Raw genomic sequence first — 22,673 nt, forward strand, 5'->3', positions numbered from 1 at the left:
TTCTTTTTCTAAAAAATTGAATAAACTCTCATCCTGAAAAGTAATATTTTAAAGACCAGAATTTTAGTAATTTAATAGACCTTATTTCGGATTTGATGTTTCTTGCATAGCCTAGTCACCCTCTGATGTAATTTATGCTGATAGGTTCGGGAAGGTGCGAAGGAATCACCGAATAAATCACGGGTCTTAGTAACCAGCTCCGGGAAATATTCTTCTAAAACTTTATAATAACGTGTTTTGCAGTCCTGAGGTCCTTCTCCAAAGAGTGTCAAACCACTGGCTAAGATAAAATCAGCACCATACTCTTTAACCTTCCGGATCATATCATCCAGATGTTCTTCACTATCTGATAGGAATGGTAATAGCGGCATAAATACAGCTCCCACCACCAGACCAGCATTTTTGCATTGTCTCATTGTTTCCAACCTCTCCTGGGGAGATGGAGCTCCAGGTTCAAATATGCGGGCTAGATCTTCATGGGTGGTGGAGAATGAGAAAGAAGTTACAATCCCTTTATCCATTTTTCCCACCAGTTCAGAGGGTATAACTGCCTTTTCACCAATTTTTTTAAGAATATCCAGGTCCCTTAAAATCAGGGGAGAACGAGTTACCATGTGTACCGGGAAATGAAATCTCAGAATAATCATTAAAAGTTCCCGGGTGATCTTGAGATCCCTTTCCACCGGCAGGTAGGGATCGGTAGCTGAACCAAATGCTATGAACTCATACTCCCTTTTCCGGGCCCTGTTTTTCAGTTGTTTAACCAGGACCTGGGGTGCGTTTATCTTAGCAGCTAGACCAGGAACCTGGTTTTCACCGTACTTGCTGCCCCGGGTGTAGCAGTAGACACAGTTAAAAGAACACCCTGAATAGGGGTTTAAAGAATAACCGGATAGGAACCAGTCATCCACATGTTTCTGTTTGTTTAAAACCGATTTGACTTCTATCTCCCTGACCAGTTCCCTCACCCCTTTAAAAAAACATCATTTTTTGATATGGATGTATTCCAAATTTCTTGCATAATCTTGCTAAATAATTTCTGCAATAATCTTGCTAATAAAATAAATATATTAATTGAATTCTATAACTTTAACCATATGAACGATCAGCAACCCCTTAACAACCTGCTCCCCGACATACGAAAAAAAGCCCTGAAACGTGTTAAAAAAAGGCCTCCGCACGAATCGGCTGCCAGCTGGTCAGGAGAGGACCTATTATATTCCGGGCCTGGCAGGAGTATATTCATAGTTTTACCCACACCAGGATGTGCCTGGGCCCTGGCAGGCTCTGGTGGGTGCAGCATGTGCAGTTACATTGCAGATTCACCCCTGGAAGAGGTTTCTTCAGAAGAACTGGTGGAAATTTTTAAAGTTGAGTTCCAGAGGCAAATCCAAAACCAGGAAATCACCGGCCCCACTGCCATTAAGATCTTTGTATCCGGCAGCTTCCTCAATGAAGAAGAAATACCTAGAGAAGCTCGGAGGGAAATATTCCAGATTATCAATGAATATGATGATGTGGAAGAAGTTGTAGTTGAGTCCAGACCAGAATACGTTTCTGAAGAGGTATTAAGGGATTTTTGCCAGCTAATTCCAGATAAAATCTTCGAAGTGGCCATGGGATTGGAAAGTGCCGATGATACTATCCGCCTGCAAAGAATAAACAAAGGATTCACCCTGGAAGATTTCCAGAAATCCATGGATATTATCAACCAGCTCAAATCTGATTTTAAAGTGCAGGGTAAGGTTTACTTACTGGTCAAACCAGTGTTAACCTCGGAAAGGGAGGCAATTGAAGATGCTGTGAAATCAGCCCAGTACGCAGCAGAAATTGGAGTTGGTAGAGTGGCTTTCTGTCCTTCCACCATTCATAAGGGGACTTTAATGGAAATTTTATGGCGTCGTGGCTCCTACCAGCCCCCATGGATATGGAGCGCCCTAGAGATAATAAAACGGGTTCGTGAATCTGTTAACATCCCGGTGATCATGGACACTGCCGGATTCGGAACGCGCAGGGGTCCCTATAATTGTAAAAAATGCAATTCCAAACTAAAAGATTTGATCATAAAAACCAACATCAACCAGACCATTCCAGAAGAAGTTGAATGTGACTGTAAGAATAAATGGGTGGCTGATGTTGAATTTTCGGATGTGACCAGGTCAACCACCAATCTTATGAAAAACCGTTAATTGGAAAAAGAATAGTGAGAGTGAATTAATGCCCAAATGTAGTGAATGCAAATTTTATGAACCTTTAGATGATGGAGAAAAGGGAAAATGCTTCGGGAATGAAGTACCGGGAGATATGGATGCGGATAATTGTCCAGTTAAGGCTTTCCGCCCGAAGTAAGTGCAATACTCCGCGGGATATTTCTTTTTAAATGTGGTTTACACTGGCCCCATAATTAATCATTATCGTCAATTGTAAAAATTAAAAGAAGAAAGTAAAAGGAAATTCATGATTTCCCTTTATTTTTAGGGATGAATTTCCTAAAAACACTTAACTCAGATTTATGTTCAGATGGTTGGAGTTTAATGTGCGTATGGATCCGTTGGAATCTGTGCAGGTAACTGCAAATCCTCCAATGTATAATGGATTGGATACCGTTGCATTATCTCCGAAATCCGCTTGAACCTCTTTATCGGTTGGTATGTACACCTGGTAAGTGAAGGTTTGAGTTTGACCCGGATTTAGGGTACCTAAATTCCTGATAAAATCCTGACCCGATGCCTTAACATCCGCTACCGCCGATGAACCGTGGTTGGTGACACTGCCATTAATTGTTATTGATGTTCCTTTTTTAGCAGTGGAAGGACCAGTCTGTGTTGCTTTTACATCAAAAGCTTTAACTGTGGAAGTATTTGATGTGTTTGTTGTGTTGGAAGCGTTAGTCTGGTTATTATTTTGGTCTGTGCATCCTGAAACAAAAACTACTGCCATTAAAAGTCCTACAATTGCTATTATTCCTATTTTACTTTTCATATGACACCCACTTAATTGTTAATTACAGAGATAACGATTTTTAGAGTTCTCCCCTCCCCATAATTTCACCTGTAATTACAATGAATTATATGGTATCACAATAAAAAGAATCTTTCTATGATATTTTCCTAATTATAACAAATATCATTTTTTCTTTCTTTCACAGCTAAAACATAATTTGGTTTTACGGTTAGTTTTGAAAATCTTTCCGCATTTTACACATGTAACCTGATTGATCAGTGGTTTCTTTCTAATAAATGTTTGACCATTTAAGAGGGGCAGTAGAAATATCAGCTTGGATTCCTGCTTTTGCCTTTCTATCTAAAGCTTCTTCCTCATATTTCCTTTTAAGAGATTCTTCTTTATCATTTGTCATGAGAAAACCCCTAATATTTTTATTTACCCAATCTTTTCCCCACATTAATCTTTATTTATTAATTTTATAGGGAAATAATGATGTATTAAATTTATTTAAATCTCTTAATCAATAGTAATAAACAAAATAATTTACATTGAAATTAATTTAATTGTAATTAATATGTTATATTAAATTAGTTTAATCTAAAATTTAGGACATTATACAGGTTTTTTGTTAATAAAAAACTTTTTGGTACTGAATAAAATATTAAAAGTCCAAATACTGCATTAACTGGAGAAATAACTTATAAAAAGGTGAATATTACTTGATAGGAATAAGCGCTGATTTTGACCCGGTTCACTTGGGACACATGGATTTAATTAGAAAAGCCCGGGAACTGGGTGATGAGATGGGTAAGGAAGTGGTAATCTACCTTAACAAAGGTTACAGTGCCAACCACGCCCCGTTCTTTGTCAGTTTCGAGGGAAGGAGTGAGATGGCTCTGGAGGCAGGGGCTGACCGGATAGTACCAATTGAAGGCTTGCACCACCGGCTGACCATGTCCTACACCGTCCCCATAAGGATAGCCATGATGATCCAGGATGGAGTCACTGACTATGTGGATGCTGCAGAAGTTAACCCATCCCAGATAAAGAAATACGCTGCCAGATTCATTCGAAGAGGAATATTCAGCGGTATCCCCCGTAATCTGCCGAATAGGAATGTTATCAGGTGGTATGCGGTGAATGAATTTCTGTATCAGCGTTTCAATCGTAAAATGAAGTTTCATTTCATACCGGAAGGTAAGGTAAATGGGGAAAAGATTTCAGGAAGGCAAATACGCAGCGAAATCCTTGAAAACAATCTCCACATACCAGGAAGTGTGAAAAAATTACTCCCCAAATCCACGGTGCGTATACTGGAAGAAGAGATTGAGAAGGGTACTGTTCCTGAAACCCGGGATATGGATGTTCTCCTGAAACGTTTGAACACCACGTCCCGACATAACCTTCTGAACATTGCCCACTTGAACGCCGGTGCTGTGGAGCATATTATTCAGGGGAGATGGTACCAGGCAGAGAATCAGGTGTGGGCATCCCTGCGCCAGGCAGGTTACGGGCCAGTGTTAAGCAGACTGGCTTTGAGCTGTGTGGAGGAAGACGTGACACGTAGAGAAATCTACGAGCTTATAAAGGACTATGAGAAACAGGGAATCATCCCCCCGGATCAGACTGTGGAACGGGTTATTGAAAGGGACTGGTTTGTGTCTAACATGGTTGAAACAGGTTTAAACAGTTCCGAGGCCCATGAGAAGTTCCTTAACGGTGCCCGGACAAAAGATAAACCATTATACACCTTTGATGCCGGTCTTCACCTGCGGAGCTTTGAACTTCCCAAGCTGGAGGAAGGATTAAAAGCTCATCTCTATGTGGATAAACGGGGTGTTCTAGCCTGTGAATTGAAAACATCGGAAGGGAAGGTGAAGAGTCCACTGAAACTACCCGGGAAGATGGCCACCTACCTGCGCTTACTGGTGGATTCCCAGATTATCCCACTAGAGGGAGAACTGGTGAAGAAGAAGAGAGGGTGGAGAATTAGGTTGAAGGTTGGATAATAAAGTAAAAATAATTTTCAGTTTCAATCAGAGGATCTGATTTTATAACCGGATTTAACCCCTGCAAAAAAGTCTCGGAAAAAGGGTAAAGATTTAGATTTCAGGGTCTTCTTCATGGTGGGTTTCGTGGTGTTCTACCACTGGACAGGACCAGTCTGGACAGAATGTCATCACCAGTTCACCATCGTCAGTGACTATGTAAAACCTCCAACAATTGTTTTCATAGGCTTTGAAAGAACAATCAATGACCTTTCTGCCTTTAAGCTTAGCCATTTGTTCCTGGCATTCCTTGGCATGTTGTTCATCTAGCATGGGATCAGATCCATTATAATATGCAGAAGCTAATAAATTGTCTAAGTATAATTATTCCCATAATCCTATTTATTTATTACTAAATGGGGGATATTTGTCCCCTATAACCTGTTTTTATCTACTTTCCGAAACACTTCCCCATATTTTTCAGGCTTTTTTGGCATGGGCCCGGTTTTATCCGGAAGGGACTGGAAAAACTCACATGTTGCACGGCTAATCACTGGATCAGTGTATTCGGTTAGGAATTTCACCACTTCCTCCATCTCCTGGGCACGTCTTCTGGAATGATAGGCACTGCTGGTGAGCCTTGAGTTTGCAGATGCAGGAAAATGTGATCCTTCACTCTGGGTTAAATAGCGTAATAGGGTTTCATCAACTTCCATCTTGTATGCAGCATGAAATGCCTCAAAAAGAAGTGCGGAAACACCCTTGGTGTAGGCACTGCGGAGCATCTTCAAACCCGATGCCTGGCCCACTTCAGGACCTATAACTTCAATATTCATACCGTACTGGTTAAGCTCAGCAAAGTTTTCAGCAAACTCACCAGAAGCAATGATAGGAGTCTCTAAACCGTTTTTTATACCACCCATTATAGCCCCATCTACGGTTTTTCCATTAGGGATATGGGTGAAAGCTTCTTTAACTGTACCCGGAGAAACATTATTCAAATCCACGTATACTCCTTCAAAACCCCCACCTACCTTTTTGGCCACACTGACAGCTTCGGCAGGAACCACAACAGACATTAAAATGTCAGACGTCTCAACAAGCTCGATTAAACTATCAAATAGACCAACACCAGTTGATTTTGCAAGTTCCACTGATCTCTGGCTTCTTCCCTCAAGACAGGTTGAAACTTCCACTCCCCGTGCCAGAAGTTCTTCAGATAAGGTTGATGCAACTTCTCCAAATCCTAGGAAACCTATTTTCATTGTATCATCTCCATTCATCATCAGGATTAATATATCCTGAAAATACTAAAATTTAAGGCCACTATTTGCTAATATCTCATTTTCTAAAAACTGATTATCATAAACTCTAATTGAGGCCTACAAAAAACCTATCAACATATACAAACCCGCAAGAGCAATTATAACCCCAGAAATAATCCTTACCCAATCTGAATATTTTATTATAGCTTTGAAATCTATTCTGGACATTAAAAAAGCCATTATCAGTATGGTTAATGAAAAACCTCCTGCGAAAATGGCCATGTTAATTATACTGTAACCTATGTTTCCGGTTGATGCACTGTAGGTTGCCACTGCAACCACGTAAGGACCGAAACAGGGTGACCATGCCAGGCAGGTTAAAAATCCCATTAGAAAAGATCCAACTATTCCCTTTTGAGAATCAGGTGTATTCGAAATAGAGGGAGTTGAAATATTAAACAACTTTTTATTGATAATAAACAGGACCCCAATTATAACCAGGATTAATGCAGCGGCTATTCTGAAATACAAAAGATAATAATTTATGGCAGCGGTGAAGATGGCGGTTAGTATGGTTATTATGGCAAAAAGAAGGAAAAATCCCAGACCAAAGGCAACTATCTCTGTATTCTTCCGTTTAAGTAGGGAAAAGCCCACCACGATGGGTATGAGTGGCAACACGCAGGGTGATATGATTGAGGCCATTCCTGCGAGAAAAGATAGTAGAAACCCTGTTTCCATTTTTATCCCCCTGAAAATATTCCTGTTCCGGAAATAAGAAGTTATAATGAATTATTATTTTGTGTAACTATCCCTTTAAATCTGACTTAAAAGCTGTTCAGGGGTTTGATACCCAATGATCCTCTTTATCTCGTTACCAGATGAATCCACAATTACCATGGTGGGAAGACTGTAGGCTGTGTATTTTGAACTCAGACCAGGGTTTTCATCCACATCCACCTTCAGTAACACGTAATTCTGGGTTAATCTCTCCACAACCTGAGGATCAGTGAAGGCTTCTTCATCCATATCCCCACAGTAGGAACACCAGTCTGCATAAAAATCTATGAATATGGTTTTATTGGATTTTTTAGCTTCTTCCATGGCCTGGTTTAAGTCATTACCCCACTGGATAGAACTGGTGTTTGTTTCAATTTCATTACTGGTTAAAGTGTGAATAGACAGCACTAGCACCAGCAATGAAATTATAATTACCACAATCCCTATGAAGTATTCACGCATGCTTTACCCTTAGTTTTCATCATTAAATATTTTATTTAATAATTCAATTTATTTTTAAAACCACATTATCACCGACTTCAACACCAATATCCCGGGCTATTGGTTGGCATTTAGCGTTTAGGAGGCAGAATATGGGTTTATCATTTAGTTCCATAGAGGTTAAGCCTTCATAGTTACCCAGGCCCTTGGCTATAACCAGATCAGCATCTTCAAATTCCTGTTTGAAATCATCGGAGATATCCCCATAAATTATCCCTATGGAGTCGGTTCCAGTTGTGGTTAATGTGGCCACTTCATCCAATCCCACATCCAGTGCTTCCTTCATACAGGCATCGTTCAGGATTGGGTCTTTTTTCAGGGCTACTGTGACTTCCACATCGTATTCATGGAGTTTTTTTATCAGTAATTTGTCGAATACTATTTCACCAACATTATCGGCTAGATAAAGTACATTTTTGGCCTTTTTTAGTTCCATTTCCAGTTTTCCGGAGTGGTCAATGGAGAGATCTTTTTCTACCGTAGACATGACCAGGCCCTCAATGTCTGATTCAAGCCCCAGTGCCCCGAAATCAAGGACGTTTCCTGCTATAGCTGCTTTAAGATAATTTTTGAGTGATTTATCATTATTTAAGATCTTTTCCACCTGAGGGAGGAATTGCATTGCAATTTCATCTGATTTTTCCCGGAGATCATGGTAGGGATCTGGATTTCCAGTTTCATCTTTAATGGTGCGGTGTATTTTTGTACCGATCCGGTTAGAAACTGCTCCTTTCCTGAATTCATGGCATAATATTTTGTTTATCTTTTCTGTGACCTGCATCTTCAGATCTTCATCATCTGTGGCCAGATCCAGGGCTTCCCTGGACTGACGGAGGAAACAGGACGCACATTCATAGTGTACTTTCATAATATCACCATTTTAAGCTTCAATAAGCATACATCTGATTTAATTTACTCAAATAGTTCATATTTGATAATTCTGTAACTTTAATAGGTTATATTGATAATTTTTAATAATTAATCCCATCATTACAGTCTTCTGTAGAATTTTAGCCTTAAATAAATCTATTTTTTTTATTCAAATCAGGGGGTCATGGGAACCGGGGAAAGACATAGAATGAATATGATTAGGATAACCACCGCTATGATCTTCCGGTTGCGGTCCATGGGGGCCACGTTATCCAGTGCACCGGGATGGCTTCTGTTCATGAACAGGATGAAGATCATCAGCGCGGCCATGACATACCATCCCAGAATTATGGTGACCATTATTCCCAGGATGGAAACGAACCCGTGGATCTTCTGACCGAAAAGGGAACGGGATATGTGTCCCCCGTCCAGGAAGGCTACTGGCATCAGGTTGAGCATGGTAATGATGATTCCCACCCATCCGGCGAAGGCCACCGGGTGGAGCATGATCACTTGCTCAGCTGTGGCAGCAGGAGCCACCAGGTAAGTGAATAACTGCATGATTAGGGGTGGGATGAAAACCATGGCAGCATCAGGGTTAATGGCTACTGTAGAAAATTTCAGCCCAATCAAGAGGACGGGAATGGCCACTATGAAACCAGCCAGCGGTCCACTGTACCCAAGGTCGAACAATGCCCTGCGAGTGGGTATGGGTGACTTGACATTGATCAACGCCCCGAAGGTACCAATCATTGTTGGTGCGGGGATGAAGTAGGGTAAGGTGGCATCCACACCGTGCCTGCGGGCTGCGAAAAAGTGGGCTAACTCGTGGGTTCCAATTATGCCTAAAAGTGCAATGGCAAATGCAACTGCCTTCCACATATCTCCCTCTCCCAGAATATATCCAGCGAATAGGGTGGTGGAAATTGTGGCCAGTAGCAGGAGCAGATTAATATGAATCCTGGATTTACCTTTTTCACCTTTTTTGGCTATGTTTATTTTGTAATGATTCCCCTCGGGATTGATGAAGGGGATGAATCCCTGTTCATCCAGTTCCTTTACCAGTCCCTGGAAACTATGGGGATTGTAATCCCCTACTATAAAATAAGATGAGTCCTTACCACCATCACCATTGTAGAATCCGATTAATGGGAAATAATGGCTGATGGATTGTTCAATAAGATGAAAGTCATCCACATCTACACTTCCTGGATTAAAATTATCCCATAAATTAGTAATAGTTAATTAAATATTAATAGTTAATTTAATCATTTAATTGAATTAACCACCGTAAATTACCTTTATTACTTCAATTACATCCCCTTCTTCCAGTAATTCTTCTTCAATGATTATGGCCTGGTTCTTCTTAACCACCACTGTTTCTACGGGTATTTCCATCATTTGAAGAAGGTCTTTTACGGTTTTACCCCCATCCACATTCAGTTTTTCCTCATCTTCGCCTACAATAACTGTTACTTCCATAATTCATCTCCCTAATAATATGTTACCTTTTGATGGTGTTAACCATTGGGTGTACTAATTAAAAACAATTACCCTCTTCCTTATTTAAATCAATTACCTAACCATTATTCAAAAATTATTCCTTTTTCCACTGTTTGCGGAAGCTGCATGCTTTGCAGAGTTCAGCTGCTGCTGGTTCTCCGCATTCTCGGCAGACTCCCAATTTGTTTTGTCTGGAAAATTCTTTTTTAAGAACGGGTTTGATCTTATCAAAACCCCGTAGTGTGGAATACATTATGGTGGGATGCTCCTGATTTATTTCTTGAAGAAAATCCCTGATCTTGGCCCGGAAGGAATCCCGGGCATAGGGGCATCCAGCCAGGTGCACTGGTAAATCACGGGCCATAACATATAGGGCGGTTTCTCTTTCTGGTATCTCCCGTAGTGGTTTGATTTTAACGGTGAATCCTTCACAGCTGGACTCTGATTTAACCCCAATACGGGTGAGGTTCTGGATGTTTCCCTCCATATAGTTCATCATTATGGACTGGGTTTCATCGTCCAGGTTGTGTCCAGTGGCAATCTTGGTGGCTCCCTCTTCCCGGGCTACCTGGTTTAAGATCCACCTGCGGAACACCCCACAGTAAGTACAGGCATTCCTATCCCCCGAGTCAGCCATAATCTCGTCGAGCGTGCGGCCAAGGTAGTCCTTGAAAGAGATTATCCTGTGTTTAACACCCAGTAATTCTGTGTTTTGTGCGGCTATATCCACACCATCCTCCCGGTAGCCGCAGATACCTTCATCAATGGTTACCGCCACCAGGTCGATGATCCTCCTTTTCCGAAGATTATTAAGTATGTCCAGGACCATTACACTATCCTTACCTCCGGATAGTGCCACTAGTACTTTGTCACCTTTAGTAACCAATTTTTGGCGGCGGATGTCTTTTAAGACTTTTTCCTGAATGGCTTTAATGAAGCATTCCTGGCAAAGCATCTGTCCCGATTGTTTTCTCTTGATGATGATCTGGGGGTTGCCACATTTATCACATAGGTCCATTGATATTTGCTCCCGTAACGTTTAAACTTGAAATTTAATGAGTCATTACTTTAATTATATTTAGGGTAATTTGGTTTGAATAAATTTAGTGAGATATATAATGAATAAACAAAGTGAATATCAGATCGTATCTTTAATCTTATGAATCTTTAATTTCAGATATAATGTTCCCCAATATGATTTTATTATTTAATGAAATTATAAAATTGGGTGTTGACCCTTTTATGTGTTGATGTTTTTGTGGTATGGGAATGTTAGTAATTCTTCCAGGGTCCAGATATGGTCTGTGATTCCTACGGACATCATAGGTGTTCTTTTTTGATATTTTCTCCACAATTTACCATTTAAATGTGTTTTGCAAGGTTTTTTCAGGGAATCGTGTGTTCGTACGAAGTTATGGTCTGTCATTTGTAGTGTGGCGTGGTGTTGGAGCCATTCGTCTTTTTTGGAATATCCTAATGTTTTTCTTGTTAATCTGTTGTTATCTTGTCTTAAAGTCAAATTTTCTCGTTCTATGTAAGAAGTAGAGATGAAACTAAAGTCAATATCTTCTTCCATACCATATATAATGCGTTTTTCAATATTAACCACTTTACTTCCCTCTCGCTCCTTCACTACTTGAGCATATTTTAACTCAGGCAATGGCATTTGTTTCGGTTTTCGTGGACGTCCTCGTTTATCGGTCCTTGAAAACTCCTTTGTATAGCTGTATCTGTCCAATAGTGCTTGTGCGTAGTATTTTCTTCCGTCGGTGACAAATAAAGGTAATTCCTCTTCGTTTATTCGATCACATGTTTGTTTAACAATCTCATCAGCCGCATCTTGAGTCATGGCACCTGCGTAGGCTGCTAGGATTAGTCTGTGTTCAGGTGCGAAGCTTAACCAGATCCATCTTTCATCTTCTGATTCATGCTCCATTCTCGGAACTGTTTTTTTTTAACAAAAGTCCACAACTCATCTAACTCCACTTTATCAACTTTTATGTCTTTCATAAGGACTTTGTTTATTTCTTCGCTGTGTTCAGAAGCTATGCGCAGCCATCTGCGCACAGTATCCAGTTTAACACCTAAAACTTCTGCTGTGCTCCGTAAACTCATGCCTTTTAAAATCATTTTCAAAGCCAAAAAAACTGTCTCTTCATTTGTTCTTAAATCGTGTAATATTGTATTTGAATGTGAAGTGAAACTTTTAGAGCATGTTCGACAAATAAATTTGTGAACAGGACCATTTTTTGTCTGGTAGGTTCCATTACCCACAATATTACCGTTTTCAGTTTTCCCGTAATCTGCACAGCTCTTGTTAGGACAAGCCACATCCACAAAACCAGGTTTAGGACCACGAACACCCATAAAAACACATCCCCTTAAGTATAAATATGGTCCTAACTACTATATAAAACTTCAGTATTTTGAAGGGTCAACACCTAAAATTGTTGAATATTGAAATTGTAAAATTGATGAATATGATTTGAGAATTGTAAATTAGTTGATTTTCGGGTAAATTTAAATGAAAATCTAAAAGACTAACCAATGGTCTTAATATCAGTACTCCATAAACCTTTCAAAAAGTGGAAAGTCCTGCACATAGTTTTTCCCAAGTTTAAGGGCATCCTCAGCCTTTTGAAGTTCCTGTCCCAGGTATGCTGCGTGTTCTATTCTGGAAACCAGTTTTCGGTTTATGATTTCGTGGTAGATTTCCCAGGCAGTTTCCCCGTAAATAGCCACCTTTGGTTGCATTTTCAGGTAGTGAACCGCCCTGATCCTCCCTGCTTCTACGCTGATTTTGAAACTACCTGCAGGGTCCTGTTTAAATTTATATTCAAAACCTGCTTCTATCTCCGGGACATCAACATCTTCCGGGATGGTCTCTCCTCTGCGTTTATCCTTAAAGACCAGTAGATTTATTCCCAGGTCCTTGGCTATGGAACCCCTCATTTTAGCCAGGAACATCATCTGCGACGAAATGGCCAGTTCCTTGACACTTCCCAGGGTTTTCCCACTTTCTTCGGGTGTGAAGAGAATACTGGCCCCTAGTTCCATGGAAATACCGGAAAGAAGGGCGTTAACACCCACTGAGTCAACATCCAGGAGTTCGGTGACATTTCCCACTCCAAAAAAAATGGGGCAATCCCCTTCAGGGTTCTCCTTGAATTTCTGGCAGGCTATAATGGAATCAACAATGCTTTTGCTGTTTACAGGGTCCAGTATTGGGTCGGCAATAACCTGCACCCCTTTACATTTCCCCTTGAGATCAATTAATGATTCTACCCGTTGGTTGATGGTTTCCGGGATCCATCCTCTTCTGTAATCTGTGGGTAGAATAACTACCGGGATTTTTTTATGTTTCAATTCGGGTAGAACTTCCGGGTAATTACCGTGATCCAGGCTTAGGACCATATCCACCCCGGAATCTACTGCCACCAGGATTTCTTCTGCCTGCAGAGTGTCTATACTAAGCGCTACATCCAGATTATCCTTCAGGAAGCTTACCATGGCTGGTATTTTGGAGGACATGTTCTCCCCGGCAATCATTCCTATATCCACCATGTTTGCCCCGGATTTAACGAAATATTCGGCACGTTTCAGGAGTTCTTCTGGACTTAGAGTGGGGGCATTGGCAATTTCAGCCAGCACCCGCATGGGGAAATCTTCACCAACCGGCAGATCACCCACCAAGATATTTCCTGGTTTTTTTAGGAGTTTTTTAATGTTTTCATGGTCATTTTCAAAATCAGCAATGTATTTCAGGGCTCTTCTTCTTTGTTCTTCTTCAATGAGTTTGTCTGCAGATTTCTTTGTGGAAAGATCCAGTTTATCCACCATTTCAAGGACTATATCCAGATCAGCAGCATCGGTGGATCCTTTATAAGCTGGCACTCCCATTTCATCAGTTATGGAGCTTACATCCTTTCGGATAAGGCCCGGTGTGAGGATCATGTCCAATGTTTCTATTTCACTGGCCGGTAAAGTCCTAAGTTCAGCTATGATCCTTTTAGGAGTTAGAAAAGCAGCTATGGGTGTTTTAACCACATGTATCTGTACATCATGGTCTGATTTTAAAGAAGCTTCTTTTACCAGGTTGCTGGCAAGTTCACCGGTGATTATCAGTATTTTCATTGGAAAATCCCATTATTATTTTTAAATCCTATATTTCCATAGGACCTAAAAAGTATATAAATATAAAAAATATACCAATGAAAAAACCTTCAAAATTCGAAGGGTAAAAAAATTGAATCTAAGGGATTTAATATTTTAAAATTACATGATAATTGTTAATTATAATTATTATCATTAAAAAGAATTATTTAGGCCGTATTATCTTATTAAAGCCCCATACGTGCCAGAATTTATTCTCCAATTATGTTCACCAACACGTATATATATTGTAATTTATAATGATTAACTATGAGGAATGGAGGTAAATAGATGATCGAAATTCGCTTTCACGGACGCGGCGGTCAAGGAGCAGTTACTGCCGCAGAGATACTGGCAAAAGCAGCATTTGAAGACGGAAAATACTGTCAAGCATTCCCATTTTTCGGTGCTGAGCGAAAAGGCGCACCAGTCATGGCTTTTTCAAGAATAAATGATAAGCCAATAAGAAGAAGATATCAAGTTTATAATCCAGATCACGTACTTGTATTGGATGAAACCCTCCTGGAGGCTGTAGATGTATTATCTGGCCTTAAAAGCGGAGGAAAAGTGATTATAAATACTAAAGAGGATTTAGAGTTAGGCGATGCTGATGTGTACACCATTGATGCTACCGGAATTGCACTGGACACCCTAGGTGTGCCCATAGTAAACACGGTGATGCTGGGAGCATTTGCCAAAGTTATAGGCGAAGTATCACTGGATTCAATTATCAAAATAACCAAAGAAACTTTCCCTGGTAAAATTGGGGAAAAGAACGCTGAAGCAGCAAAAATTGCTTTCGAAAAAGTGGAGTAATAAAGGTGATCTAATGGTATCTATTGGAGCATGTGTTAAAGAACCTGGAAGCACCCGAAACAACAAAACCGGAAGCTGGAGAACCTTCAAGCCGATTTTAGATAAGGAAAAATGTATTGACTGCGGCAACTGTGTTCTTTTCTGTCCGGAAGGATGTATAAACCAGGATTATGATATAGATTACGATTACTGTAAAGGCTGTGGCATTTGCGCCGAAGAATGCCCAGTTAAAGCAATAGAAATGGAGAGAGGATAAAGATGGTTCAAAAAGTTTTCACATCCAACCGAGCCGTTGCCGAGGCGGTTAAGATGGCCAAACCAGCAGTAGTTCCTGTTTATCCCATCACACCCCAAACAACAATTTCAGAATATCTGGCCCAGTTTGTGGCCGATGGGGATTTAAAAGCTGAATATATCCGAGTAGAATCAGAGCACAGCGCAATTAGTGCCGCTTTAGGTGCTTCAGGAGCAGGTGTTCGAGTTTTTACTGCCACCTCATCCCAGGGCCTGGCCCTGATGCACGAAATACTGTTTGCTACTGCGGGTATGAGAAGCCCCATTGTTCTGGTTAACGCCAACCGGGCATTATCTGCACCTCTGAGCATTTGGAATGATCAGCAGGACACCATATCAGAACGTGATTCAGGATGGCTTCAGATATATGCTGAAAACGCTCAGGAAGCCCTGGACGCTGTTTTAATAGCATACCGGGTTGCAGAAGACCCTGAAGTTCTACTACCCTGCATGGTATGTATTGACGGGTACTTCTTAACCCACACTGTGGAACCACTGGATGTGCCCAGCCAGGAGGAAGTGGACCAGTTCTTACCACCATATAAACCATACGCATTCCTGGACCCGGAAAATCCGATGTCCATTGGTACTTTCACTGACCCAGATTATTATATGGAAGCCCGTTACGCCATAGAGGCATCCATGGAAAAATCTAAAATGGTCATAGCCAAGGCCAATCAGGAATTTGAGAAGATATTTGGCAGGAAATACGACCTGGTTGAAACTTACCAGTGCGATGATGCTGAAATTATCATAGTTGCCATGGGCTCTGTCTGCGGCACTATAAAAGATGTTATAGACACTCTCAGATCAGAAGGAGAAAAAGTAGGCCTCCTGAAAATCAGGGTGTTCCGTCCTTTCCCCCGCGAAGAGTTGAAGGAAATCCTGGAAAAGGCATCCAAGGTGGCTGTTCTGGATAAGAATATTTCCTTTGGAGTGGGAGGAGTGCTTTACAACGAAATTAAAGCAACCACCAACGCTAATGCCTATGGATTTATCGCCGGATTGGGAGGAAGAGACATAACCCCAGACTACGTCAAAGAAATCGTTGATAAAACTAAAAACCCCACCGGAGAGGTGGAGTGGATCGGACTCAAAAAGGAGGAAGTCTAAATGGAAATCAGTGAAAAAGAATTCCTGGCTCCTGGACACCGAGGATGTGCAGGCTGTGGAGCTACAGTTGGGGTTAGACTGGCCCTTAAAGCACTGGGTAAGAACACAGTTGCTGTTTCCGCCACCGGTTGTCTGGAGGTAATCACCACCCCCTACCCTGAAACTGCATGGGAAATACCATGGATACACGTGGCCTTTGAAAACGCAGCTGCAGTAGCATCTGGAGTTGAAAGGGCACTTAAATCCCAGGGGAAAGACACCCAAGTAGTTGCATTCGCGGGTGATGGTGGAACCGCTGATATTGGACTGCAAGCCCTTTCTGGTGCCATGGAACGAGGTCATAACCTGATTTACATCTGTTACGATAACGAAGCATACATGAACACCGGGGTGCAGAGGAGTGGATCCACACCATACGGTGCATCCACCACCACCAGCCCCCATGGTAAAGAAAGTTTTGGGGAGGACAAACCCAAAAAGAACATTCCCATGATCATGGCGGCCCATGGTGTGCCCTACGTGGCCACTGCCAGTATTTCCTACCCGGAAGACTTCATGAAGAAGGTTCAGAAGGCCAAGGAAGTAGATGGACCGGCTTACATTCACTTACACCAGCCATGTACCACTGGTTGGGGTTTCAACCCATCCAAAACCATTGAACTGGGACGTTTGGCTGTTGAAACCGGTTCATGGATACTCTATGAAATCGAAGACGGGGAATTCCGTGTCACCTACCGACCATTACAACGTAAAATGGTGGATGAATACTTAGTGGCTCAGAAACGTTTCAAACATCTTACTGAAGTGGAAAGAGAACGTATCCAGAAAAACGTGGATGCCATCTGCACTGAACTCAAAATATAGGAGGCTTAGCCTTGGAAAAGATAATTATCCAACCGGATCTCTGTGATGGGTGCATGGACTGTCAGGAGGCATGTGCTCAGCTCCACGGAACTTCAGGGATTCTGGTAAGGGAAGTGGAGGGATCATTTTATCCCATAATCTGCCAGCAGTGCGAAGACGCACCCTGTCAGTTGATCTGCCCTACTGAGGCCATGACCGAGGAAGGGATTGATGAAACAAGATGTATTGGTTGTGGACTATGCATGATGGTTTGTCCCTTTGGTGCAGTGGTAGTACAGGAACGAAAGGCTCACAAATGTGACCAGTGCCCTGATCTTGACACTCCAGCTTGTATAAAAGCCTGTTCTAAACGGGCTATAGCCAAAGTGGATACTGCTAAATTACAAGCCGAAAGGCAACGCAGGCACATCGAAAAGATCACCGGTCTCGGTAAGAAGAGTCGGAAAAGTTCTGATCTAATTAACGTGATGACCGCCAGTACTCGGGCCAAGAAGGCAGTGGACAAGGAGGGCTAATAAATGAAAGAACTTGTTTCAAGGCCAGAACTCTGTGATGAGTGCGGGAAATGTGAACGCATATGCCCGAAAAACGCCATCAGGGTCATCAGTGGAGTGCCAGTTTTCTGCCTGCACTGTGCTGAAGACCGGGCCCCTTGCATGACAGTGTGTCCTGAAGATGCCATTGAAAAAATTGATGGTGCGGTGGTCATTCATGAAGATGATTGTATTGGCTGTGGACTGTGCAGGGATGCCTGTCCAGTGGGAGCCATTAATCTGAATGAATATGGGATAGCCACCAAGTGTGACCTTTGTATTGAACTGGATGAACCACTCTGTGTTTCTGTATGTCCAAAGGACGCTCTTAAAGTGAGTTCAGAGGATATGTTGAGTGATAAACGGGACCACATAGCCAAGGAACTGGAAAGAGTTAAGATGATCATGAAATACTAATTTGATCATCATTTTTCTATATTTTTTCTACCAATTTAACCTAAATCTTATTACCGGCTTATTTTATCATTATCAGACCATCATCTTTCTTTCAGATTCCTAATACTTTTTTTTCAGGTCAACATTCTATTCTCTAGGACTAAATTATAAATAACTTAATTGAGTAAATTGATTTTATGATTAGCCAACAGATGGTGGAAGAAGAAATATTCCGATTATTCAAAGAAGCGGTTATAAAACTTCCTGAGGATGTTAAAAAAGCCCTTGAACATGCTTATGCTATTGAAGATGATGAGACTGCTCTTTTAAACCTCAAAGCAATCCAGGATAATATAAAAGCTGCTGAGGATATGGAGATCCCCATCTGTCAGGATACAGGTCTTCCCATTATTTTCATTAAAATGGGGGATGTGGAAATTGAAAACTTCCAGGAGGGTATTGCCAATGGAATTATCAAAGCTACCCATGAGATACCCCTTCGTCCCAATGTGGTTGATCCATTAACCAGGGAGAACACTGATATTAATACCGGCCGTTTCATCCCCCAGGTAGATATTGAACTGGTGGATAGCCAAACACTGGAGATGACGGTTTTCCCCAAGGGTTTTGGTTCGGAAAATAATAATAGTCTGAAAATGGCTCTCCCTGGTGAAGGCACCGAGGGGATTAAACAATTTGTCCTGGAAACTGTGTTAGCCGCCGGTGGAAAACCCTGCCCCCCTATTGTGGTGGGAGTGGGAGTTGGCGGATCATCGGATATGGCCCTTAAACTAGCTAAAAAGGCCCTTCTCCGGGAAATTGGTGAACATCATCCTGAAGAACGAATGGCTTCTCTGGAGAAGGAAATGCTGGAGATGGTCAACGCCACTGGCATCGGCCCTATGGGTTTAGGGGGTAAAACCACTGCCCTGGATGTTAAGATAGAATATGCAGATACCCATACCGCAGGGTTGCCCATTGGAGTGTGTATACAGTGCTGGGCTGCACGGAGGGCAACGGGTGTTTTAAAGGGTGAAAATAATAAAAAAGGATAAAAAAATGATCATTTTTTTTAAATGATCGTGGGGGTTTAAACAAACCCCCCTGCATATTTAAAAACCTATTTTTATTCTTCTGGTTTCTTTTCAATGGTGAATTGCTGTTTTTCACAGGTGATCATGAAGATGGTTCTGTCTCCAATGTTTTCCGCACGATCAGCAATTCTCTCCAGGAAACGGGCCAGGAACAATAGATAGATCAGGTAGGATATTGATTCCTTGTCCTGGAACATGCTTTTTGTAATGTCTTTAAGGGCGTGGTCAAAGAGATCATCCACTTTATCATCGTCCCGGTGAAGTTCCCGGGCTACGTTCATGTTTTTAGCCAAAAAAGCTGCCAGACCTTTGCTAACCATTCCATCCACAATGTCTGCCATTCGCTGCAAGTCGAACATTGGTTTTTCAGGGATTTCTTCATCTTTTAGGTGGCTGGCAATGTCAGCAATGTTGGAAGCCAAACCAGCAATCCTTTTCAGGTGACTGGAAACCTTAATACTGGTTTCTATGAATCTTAAATCCCCTGCAACTGGTTGTTCTGCTGCTATAATGCTCATTGCATCGTGTTCTATCTGGTAGCCCATTTCATGAACCACCCTATTGGTTTCCATGACACTGTTTACCAGTTCGGCATCGTAATCAATGAATGTACTAAAAGCCTCCCGGTAAGCCTTTAAAGTGGCTTGACCCATTTTATCCACTTCTTCCTTTAATTTATCCAGTTTTTTCTGGAACCGTATCCGGGGATATCGTCTTTCCATATTATCTTCCACCTATTTTGGGTTTATAACCATTTAACAAATTATCAATATCATCTTCAGAAGGATCTCTTATTTTATACTTTGACAACACATCATCCCGATTTACATCCTTGGCTTTTTTTTCAAGTAAAAAATCTATTCCTGTGGGTAATGGTAATTTACACTCTTCATTCAAATCAAAAATGGTTGAAAACATATTATCATCCAGTTGGTACACTTCAATCCGGGATTCGGGACTAATATTTATCAGGTTCATTGCTTTATTTTCATGGGTTTCCTCAAGGGATTTTGCATTCAGATTCCAGGCCGCTATGATTTTTTCATCTTTTATCAGGAGTAATGATTCATTAGCCCCTTCTAAAATCTTCATGTAACCCCTTTCAGGTATATGGGACCTTTTCAAATTGCCCCGGATTGTGTGCTCCGGATCTTCTGAAGGAAGCCACATTTTTTACCCCTTACCTCATTAGCATGTTATGGAACAGTTTGTGGTGCATAACCCTTTTACCCACTATGGAATAGGCTACACGATCTGCCATCCCCATGATGTGGTGGCCCATACTCAGTAAGTTCCTCCCAACCAGTATCAGGGCGGTTTGTGAACCCCTGTGTGTGATTTCATCGTATTCTGAAAACATCTGGTTGTAGAAATCCTGCAAATTTACGTAACTTCGGGTGGAACGTTTCAGTAACTGTATATCCTCATTTAAGAGTGCGCCTACAGCGTCTTTCAACATGTCCTGAACAGTTTGGGACATGAACTCAATGTGTGGGGGTTTATAACAGGTACGGTTACTTTCGGCGGCATCAATAGCATAACGTGCTATGTAAGCTGAAAGGTTGTTTATACGTTCCAATTCTATTGATGTTCGCAGTAGTGCTGCGCCTAAACGCAAATCCTTGGCCAATGGTTGGTGTAGTCCTAAAACTTTTAGACATCCATGTTCAATTTTATAGCTTTCTTTATTTATTTCATCAGTTTTTTCTATGATTTCCCTTGCCAAAATCGTGTCTTCATCCAGGAAACTCCTGACTGAATTATCAATTCTTCCTATGGTCTCCCAGCTAAATCCAAGGACTTCATCCTCCAGGGATTTTAAACGTTTTTCCAAGACCACTGTAAGCATTTTAAACCACCATCTTATCTCACTCAATAATTGGCAATTTTAACCAATATCTAATTCCATCCCTACCCAAACCTTCCAGTGATGTAATCTTCAGTTCGCTTATCTTCTGGTTCAATGAAGATCTTCTCGGTGAGGCCGCTTTCCACAATCTCCCCATGTAAGAAGAAAGCGGTGTGTTTAGATACCCGGGTAGCCTGTTGCATGTTGTGGGTTACGATGATTATGGTGAAGTCATTTTTTAGTTTGTGAATCAGATCTTCGATCTTGGTGGTGGATATGGGGTCCAGTGCTGAGCAGGGCTCATCCATCAATATTACTTCTGGTTCCACTGCTATGGTACGGGCTATGCACAGGCGCTGCTGCTGACCACCGGAAAGTCCCATAGCAGATTTATCCAGTATATTTTTGACTTCATCCCATAGTGCTGCTGATTTGAGGCTTTCTTCAACCTTCTGTTCCAGGATATCCTTATCATTTACACCATGAACTCGCAGACCATAGGCCACATTGTCAAATATGGACTTAGGGAAAGGGTTAGGTTTTTGAAATACCATACCCACTTTTTTCCGGAGATCCACAACGTCTATTTTGGGGTCGTAGATATCTTTCCCATCCAGTTGTACGGTTCCTTCCATTTTGAAGGTGCTTATCATATCGTTCATCCGGTTCAAGGTACGGATGAATGTTGATTTACCGCAACCTGAGGGTCCGATTAGTGAAGTTACTGCGTTTTTGGGAATTTTTAGACTCACGTCTTTTAGGATGTGTAATTCGTCAAAGTGAACGTTTAAATTTTCTACTTCTATTCTGTATTCCATTTTTTATCGCCCCATCATTTTTTTGCGATAACGATCAACCAGGGTATTGGTAACCACGGTAATTATTAGGATCATGATCACCAGAACTGCTGCAGTTCCCCATGCATTATCCATGGATAAACCCTCGGTGGCTAAAATGTAAAGGTGGAGTGGTAAAGGTCTTGCTGCATCCATAATGGATGTGGGTATCATTAAAGCAGCCCCTACAGTGTATAGCACTGCTGCTGCCTCGGCAATAGCCCTTCCCATGCCTAGAATTACCCCGGTGGTTATTCCGGGGAGTGCGGCTGGTATAACAACTTTATATATTGTTTGCCATTTGGTGGCCCCTAAGGCCAGGCTACCTTCAGCGTATGATTTGTTAATTGATTCTATGGAAACTTCTGAAGCGGATAATATGGTTGGTAACGCCATTAAAGCCAGTGTCAACCCTCCAGATAGCACGCTCCATCCCAGTCCCAGGTAAATCACGAAGAATGCCAATCCGAACAATCCGAATACAATGGAGGGAATTGAGGATAGGGTTTCTGCTCCGAATCGGATCAGTTTCACCAGTCTGTTTTCCCCTGCATATTCTGAGAGGTAGACTGCTGCTCCCACTCCCAGAGGGGTGGCAACCAATACCGCGATCAGTGTTACGTAGATACTGGACATGATGAAGGGGAATATTCCTCCTGATCTTCCGGAGTTAACTGGATCAGCGAATATGAATTCAAAGTTCACAACTGGTAATCCCTTAAAAAGCACGTATCCAATGATCACCAGTAAAATGAGTATGGTGAGAAGCCCAGAAGCCCAGAACACTCCAGTCATTATTTTCTGGGCTATTTTTGGAGGTATGAATCTATGCAAAGATGACTCCTCCTTTTGGATTTAATCCAGTGAATGACC

29 protein-coding genes are annotated in these 22,673 nt (G+C 41.6%); 10 read left to right on the top strand and 19 right to left on the bottom strand.

Annotation, left to right across the window (positions count from 1 at the left end; all coding sequences use genetic code 11):
- Positions 1-71: 71 nt before the first annotated feature.
- A complete protein-coding gene (locus BK009_RS06635) occupies positions 72-968 on the bottom strand; it encodes an SPL family radical SAM protein (protein WP_100905737.1) in 897 nt (298 codons plus the stop codon).
- 129 nt (positions 969-1,097) lie between these two features.
- Here BK009_RS06635 and BK009_RS06640 point away from each other — a divergent pair, with 129 nt between their 5' ends.
- Positions 1,098-2,189 carry an archaeosine biosynthesis radical SAM protein RaSEA gene (locus BK009_RS06640; protein ID WP_100909734.1) on the top strand — a complete coding sequence of 364 codons (1,092 nt, stop codon included), beginning with the start codon at positions 1,098-1,100 and terminating at the stop codon, positions 2,187-2,189.
- Positions 2,190-2,217: 28 nt separating this feature from the next.
- Positions 2,218-2,349, top strand: a complete 132-nt coding sequence (locus BK009_RS12790) for a hypothetical protein (protein ID WP_255553849.1) — start codon at positions 2,218-2,220, stop codon at positions 2,347-2,349.
- A gap of 150 nt (positions 2,350-2,499) precedes the next feature.
- Here BK009_RS12790 and BK009_RS06645 read toward each other — a convergent pair whose 3' ends face one another.
- Together BK009_RS06645 and BK009_RS12795 are read right to left on the bottom strand one after the other, a co-directional pair.
- Positions 2,500-2,982 carry a hypothetical protein gene (locus BK009_RS06645; protein WP_100905736.1) on the bottom strand — a complete coding sequence of 161 codons (483 nt, stop codon included), beginning with the start codon at positions 2,980-2,982 and terminating at the stop codon, positions 2,500-2,502.
- A 250-nt stretch (positions 2,983-3,232) separates the two neighbouring features.
- Positions 3,233-3,358, bottom strand: coding sequence for a hypothetical protein (locus tag BK009_RS12795; RefSeq protein WP_255553850.1), 126 nt, complete (start codon positions 3,356-3,358; stop codon positions 3,233-3,235).
- A 307-nt stretch (positions 3,359-3,665) separates the two neighbouring features.
- Between BK009_RS12795 and BK009_RS06650 the strand changes: the two genes are divergently transcribed.
- A complete protein-coding gene (locus BK009_RS06650; RefSeq protein WP_100905735.1) occupies positions 3,666-4,955 on the top strand; it encodes an adenylyltransferase/cytidyltransferase family protein in 1,290 nt (429 codons plus the stop codon).
- Between the two features lie 93 nt (positions 4,956-5,048).
- Here the strand turns inward: BK009_RS06650 and BK009_RS06655 are convergent, their stop codons facing one another.
- The 11 genes from BK009_RS06655 to BK009_RS06705 all read right to left on the bottom strand — a co-directional run bounded on the left by BK009_RS06655 (position 5,049) and on the right by BK009_RS06705 (position 13,987).
- Positions 5,049-5,267: a hypothetical protein gene (locus tag BK009_RS06655; RefSeq protein WP_100905734.1), complete on the bottom strand. Its 219-nt coding sequence runs from the start codon at positions 5,265-5,267 to the stop codon at positions 5,049-5,051.
- Between the two features lie 101 nt (positions 5,268-5,368).
- On the bottom strand, positions 5,369-6,199 hold the full coding sequence (locus BK009_RS06660; protein ID WP_100905733.1) for an NAD(P)-dependent oxidoreductase: 831 nt from the start codon (positions 6,197-6,199) through the stop codon (positions 5,369-5,371).
- A 117-nt stretch (positions 6,200-6,316) separates the two neighbouring features.
- Entirely contained in the window at positions 6,317-6,940 is a 624-nt protein-coding gene (locus BK009_RS06665) for a cytochrome c biogenesis CcdA family protein (protein WP_100909283.1), read from the bottom strand.
- Between the two features lie 75 nt (positions 6,941-7,015).
- On the bottom strand, positions 7,016-7,441 hold the full coding sequence (locus tag BK009_RS06670) for a thioredoxin family protein (protein WP_100909284.1): 426 nt from the start codon (positions 7,439-7,441) through the stop codon (positions 7,016-7,018).
- A 43-nt stretch (positions 7,442-7,484) separates the two neighbouring features.
- Positions 7,485-8,348, bottom strand: a complete 864-nt coding sequence (locus BK009_RS06675) for a damage-control phosphatase ARMT1 family protein (RefSeq protein WP_100909285.1) — start codon at positions 8,346-8,348, stop codon at positions 7,485-7,487.
- 176 nt (positions 8,349-8,524) lie between these two features.
- Positions 8,525-9,547, bottom strand: coding sequence for a site-2 protease family protein (locus BK009_RS06680; protein WP_100909286.1), 1,023 nt, complete (start codon positions 9,545-9,547; stop codon positions 8,525-8,527).
- Between the two features lie 84 nt (positions 9,548-9,631).
- Positions 9,632-9,832 carry a MoaD/ThiS family protein gene (locus tag BK009_RS06685; RefSeq protein WP_100905728.1) on the bottom strand — a complete coding sequence of 67 codons (201 nt, stop codon included), beginning with the start codon at positions 9,830-9,832 and terminating at the stop codon, positions 9,632-9,634.
- A 115-nt stretch (positions 9,833-9,947) separates the two neighbouring features.
- The gene (locus BK009_RS06690) at positions 9,948-10,871 is read right to left on the bottom strand and encodes a TIGR00269 family protein (protein ID WP_100909287.1); all 924 of its coding nucleotides are present in this window, start codon (positions 10,869-10,871) and stop codon (positions 9,948-9,950) included.
- 222 nt (positions 10,872-11,093) lie between these two features.
- Positions 11,094-11,789, bottom strand: a complete 696-nt coding sequence (locus tag BK009_RS06695; RefSeq protein ID WP_100907199.1) for a hypothetical protein — start codon at positions 11,787-11,789, stop codon at positions 11,094-11,096.
- Complete coding sequence (locus BK009_RS06700) at positions 11,750-12,220, bottom strand: helix-turn-helix domain-containing protein (protein WP_100907200.1); 471 nt, start codon at positions 12,218-12,220, stop codon at positions 11,750-11,752. Before BK009_RS06700 ends, BK009_RS06695 begins: the two co-directional genes overlap by 40 nt.
- Positions 12,221-12,412: 192 nt before the next feature.
- Positions 12,413-13,987 (bottom strand): dihydropteroate synthase-like protein, encoded by a 1,575-nt coding sequence (locus tag BK009_RS06705; protein WP_100909288.1) that lies wholly within the window; start codon positions 13,985-13,987, stop codon positions 12,413-12,415.
- A 309-nt stretch (positions 13,988-14,296) separates the two neighbouring features.
- Between BK009_RS06705 and porC the strand changes: the two genes are divergently transcribed.
- From porC to BK009_RS06740, 7 genes are all read left to right on the top strand, one after another.
- Positions 14,297-14,821, top strand: coding sequence for a pyruvate synthase subunit PorC (porC, locus tag BK009_RS06710; protein WP_100905725.1), 525 nt, complete (start codon positions 14,297-14,299; stop codon positions 14,819-14,821).
- A gap of 13 nt (positions 14,822-14,834) precedes the next feature.
- Positions 14,835-15,077: a pyruvate synthase subunit PorD gene (gene porD, locus BK009_RS06715; RefSeq protein WP_100909289.1), complete on the top strand. Its 243-nt coding sequence runs from the start codon at positions 14,835-14,837 to the stop codon at positions 15,075-15,077.
- Between the two features lie 2 nt (positions 15,078-15,079).
- The gene (gene porA / locus BK009_RS06720; RefSeq protein WP_100906996.1) at positions 15,080-16,228 is read left to right on the top strand and encodes a pyruvate synthase subunit PorA; all 1,149 of its coding nucleotides are present in this window, start codon (positions 15,080-15,082) and stop codon (positions 16,226-16,228) included.
- Positions 16,229-17,092 (top strand): pyruvate synthase subunit PorB, encoded by an 864-nt coding sequence (porB, locus tag BK009_RS06725; protein WP_100905722.1) that lies wholly within the window; start codon positions 16,229-16,231, stop codon positions 17,090-17,092.
- A gap of 11 nt (positions 17,093-17,103) precedes the next feature.
- Complete coding sequence (locus tag BK009_RS06730) at positions 17,104-17,607, top strand: 4Fe-4S dicluster domain-containing protein (RefSeq protein ID WP_100909290.1); 504 nt, start codon at positions 17,104-17,106, stop codon at positions 17,605-17,607.
- Positions 17,608-17,610: 3 nt separating this feature from the next.
- The gene (locus tag BK009_RS06735; RefSeq protein WP_100905720.1) at positions 17,611-18,042 is read left to right on the top strand and encodes a 4Fe-4S dicluster domain-containing protein; all 432 of its coding nucleotides are present in this window, start codon (positions 17,611-17,613) and stop codon (positions 18,040-18,042) included.
- Between the two features lie 176 nt (positions 18,043-18,218).
- Positions 18,219-19,076 (top strand): fumarate hydratase, encoded by an 858-nt coding sequence (locus BK009_RS06740; protein ID WP_100905719.1) that lies wholly within the window; start codon positions 18,219-18,221, stop codon positions 19,074-19,076.
- 71 nt (positions 19,077-19,147) lie between these two features.
- Here BK009_RS06740 and phoU read toward each other — a convergent pair whose 3' ends face one another.
- The 5 genes from phoU to pstA all read right to left on the bottom strand — a co-directional run bounded on the left by phoU (position 19,148) and on the right by pstA (position 22,634).
- A complete protein-coding gene (gene phoU / locus BK009_RS06745; protein WP_100905718.1) occupies positions 19,148-19,837 on the bottom strand; it encodes a phosphate signaling complex protein PhoU in 690 nt (229 codons plus the stop codon).
- A 1-nt stretch (position 19,838) separates the two neighbouring features.
- Complete coding sequence (locus tag BK009_RS06750) at positions 19,839-20,285, bottom strand: hypothetical protein (protein ID WP_100909291.1); 447 nt, start codon at positions 20,283-20,285, stop codon at positions 19,839-19,841.
- Between the two features lie 10 nt (positions 20,286-20,295).
- A complete protein-coding gene (locus tag BK009_RS06755; RefSeq protein WP_100905716.1) occupies positions 20,296-20,964 on the bottom strand; it encodes a phosphate signaling complex PhoU family protein in 669 nt (222 codons plus the stop codon).
- A 62-nt stretch (positions 20,965-21,026) separates the two neighbouring features.
- Positions 21,027-21,782 (bottom strand): phosphate ABC transporter ATP-binding protein PstB, encoded by a 756-nt coding sequence (pstB, locus tag BK009_RS06760; protein ID WP_100905715.1) that lies wholly within the window; start codon positions 21,780-21,782, stop codon positions 21,027-21,029.
- A gap of 3 nt (positions 21,783-21,785) precedes the next feature.
- On the bottom strand, positions 21,786-22,634 hold the full coding sequence (pstA, locus tag BK009_RS06765) for a phosphate ABC transporter permease PstA (RefSeq protein WP_100905714.1): 849 nt from the start codon (positions 22,632-22,634) through the stop codon (positions 21,786-21,788).
- Positions 22,635-22,673 lie beyond the last annotated feature (39 nt).

Source organism: Methanobacterium subterraneum, from assembly GCF_002813695.1.
Classification (GTDB): Archaea; Methanobacteriota; Methanobacteria; order Methanobacteriales; family Methanobacteriaceae; genus Methanobacterium; species Methanobacterium subterraneum.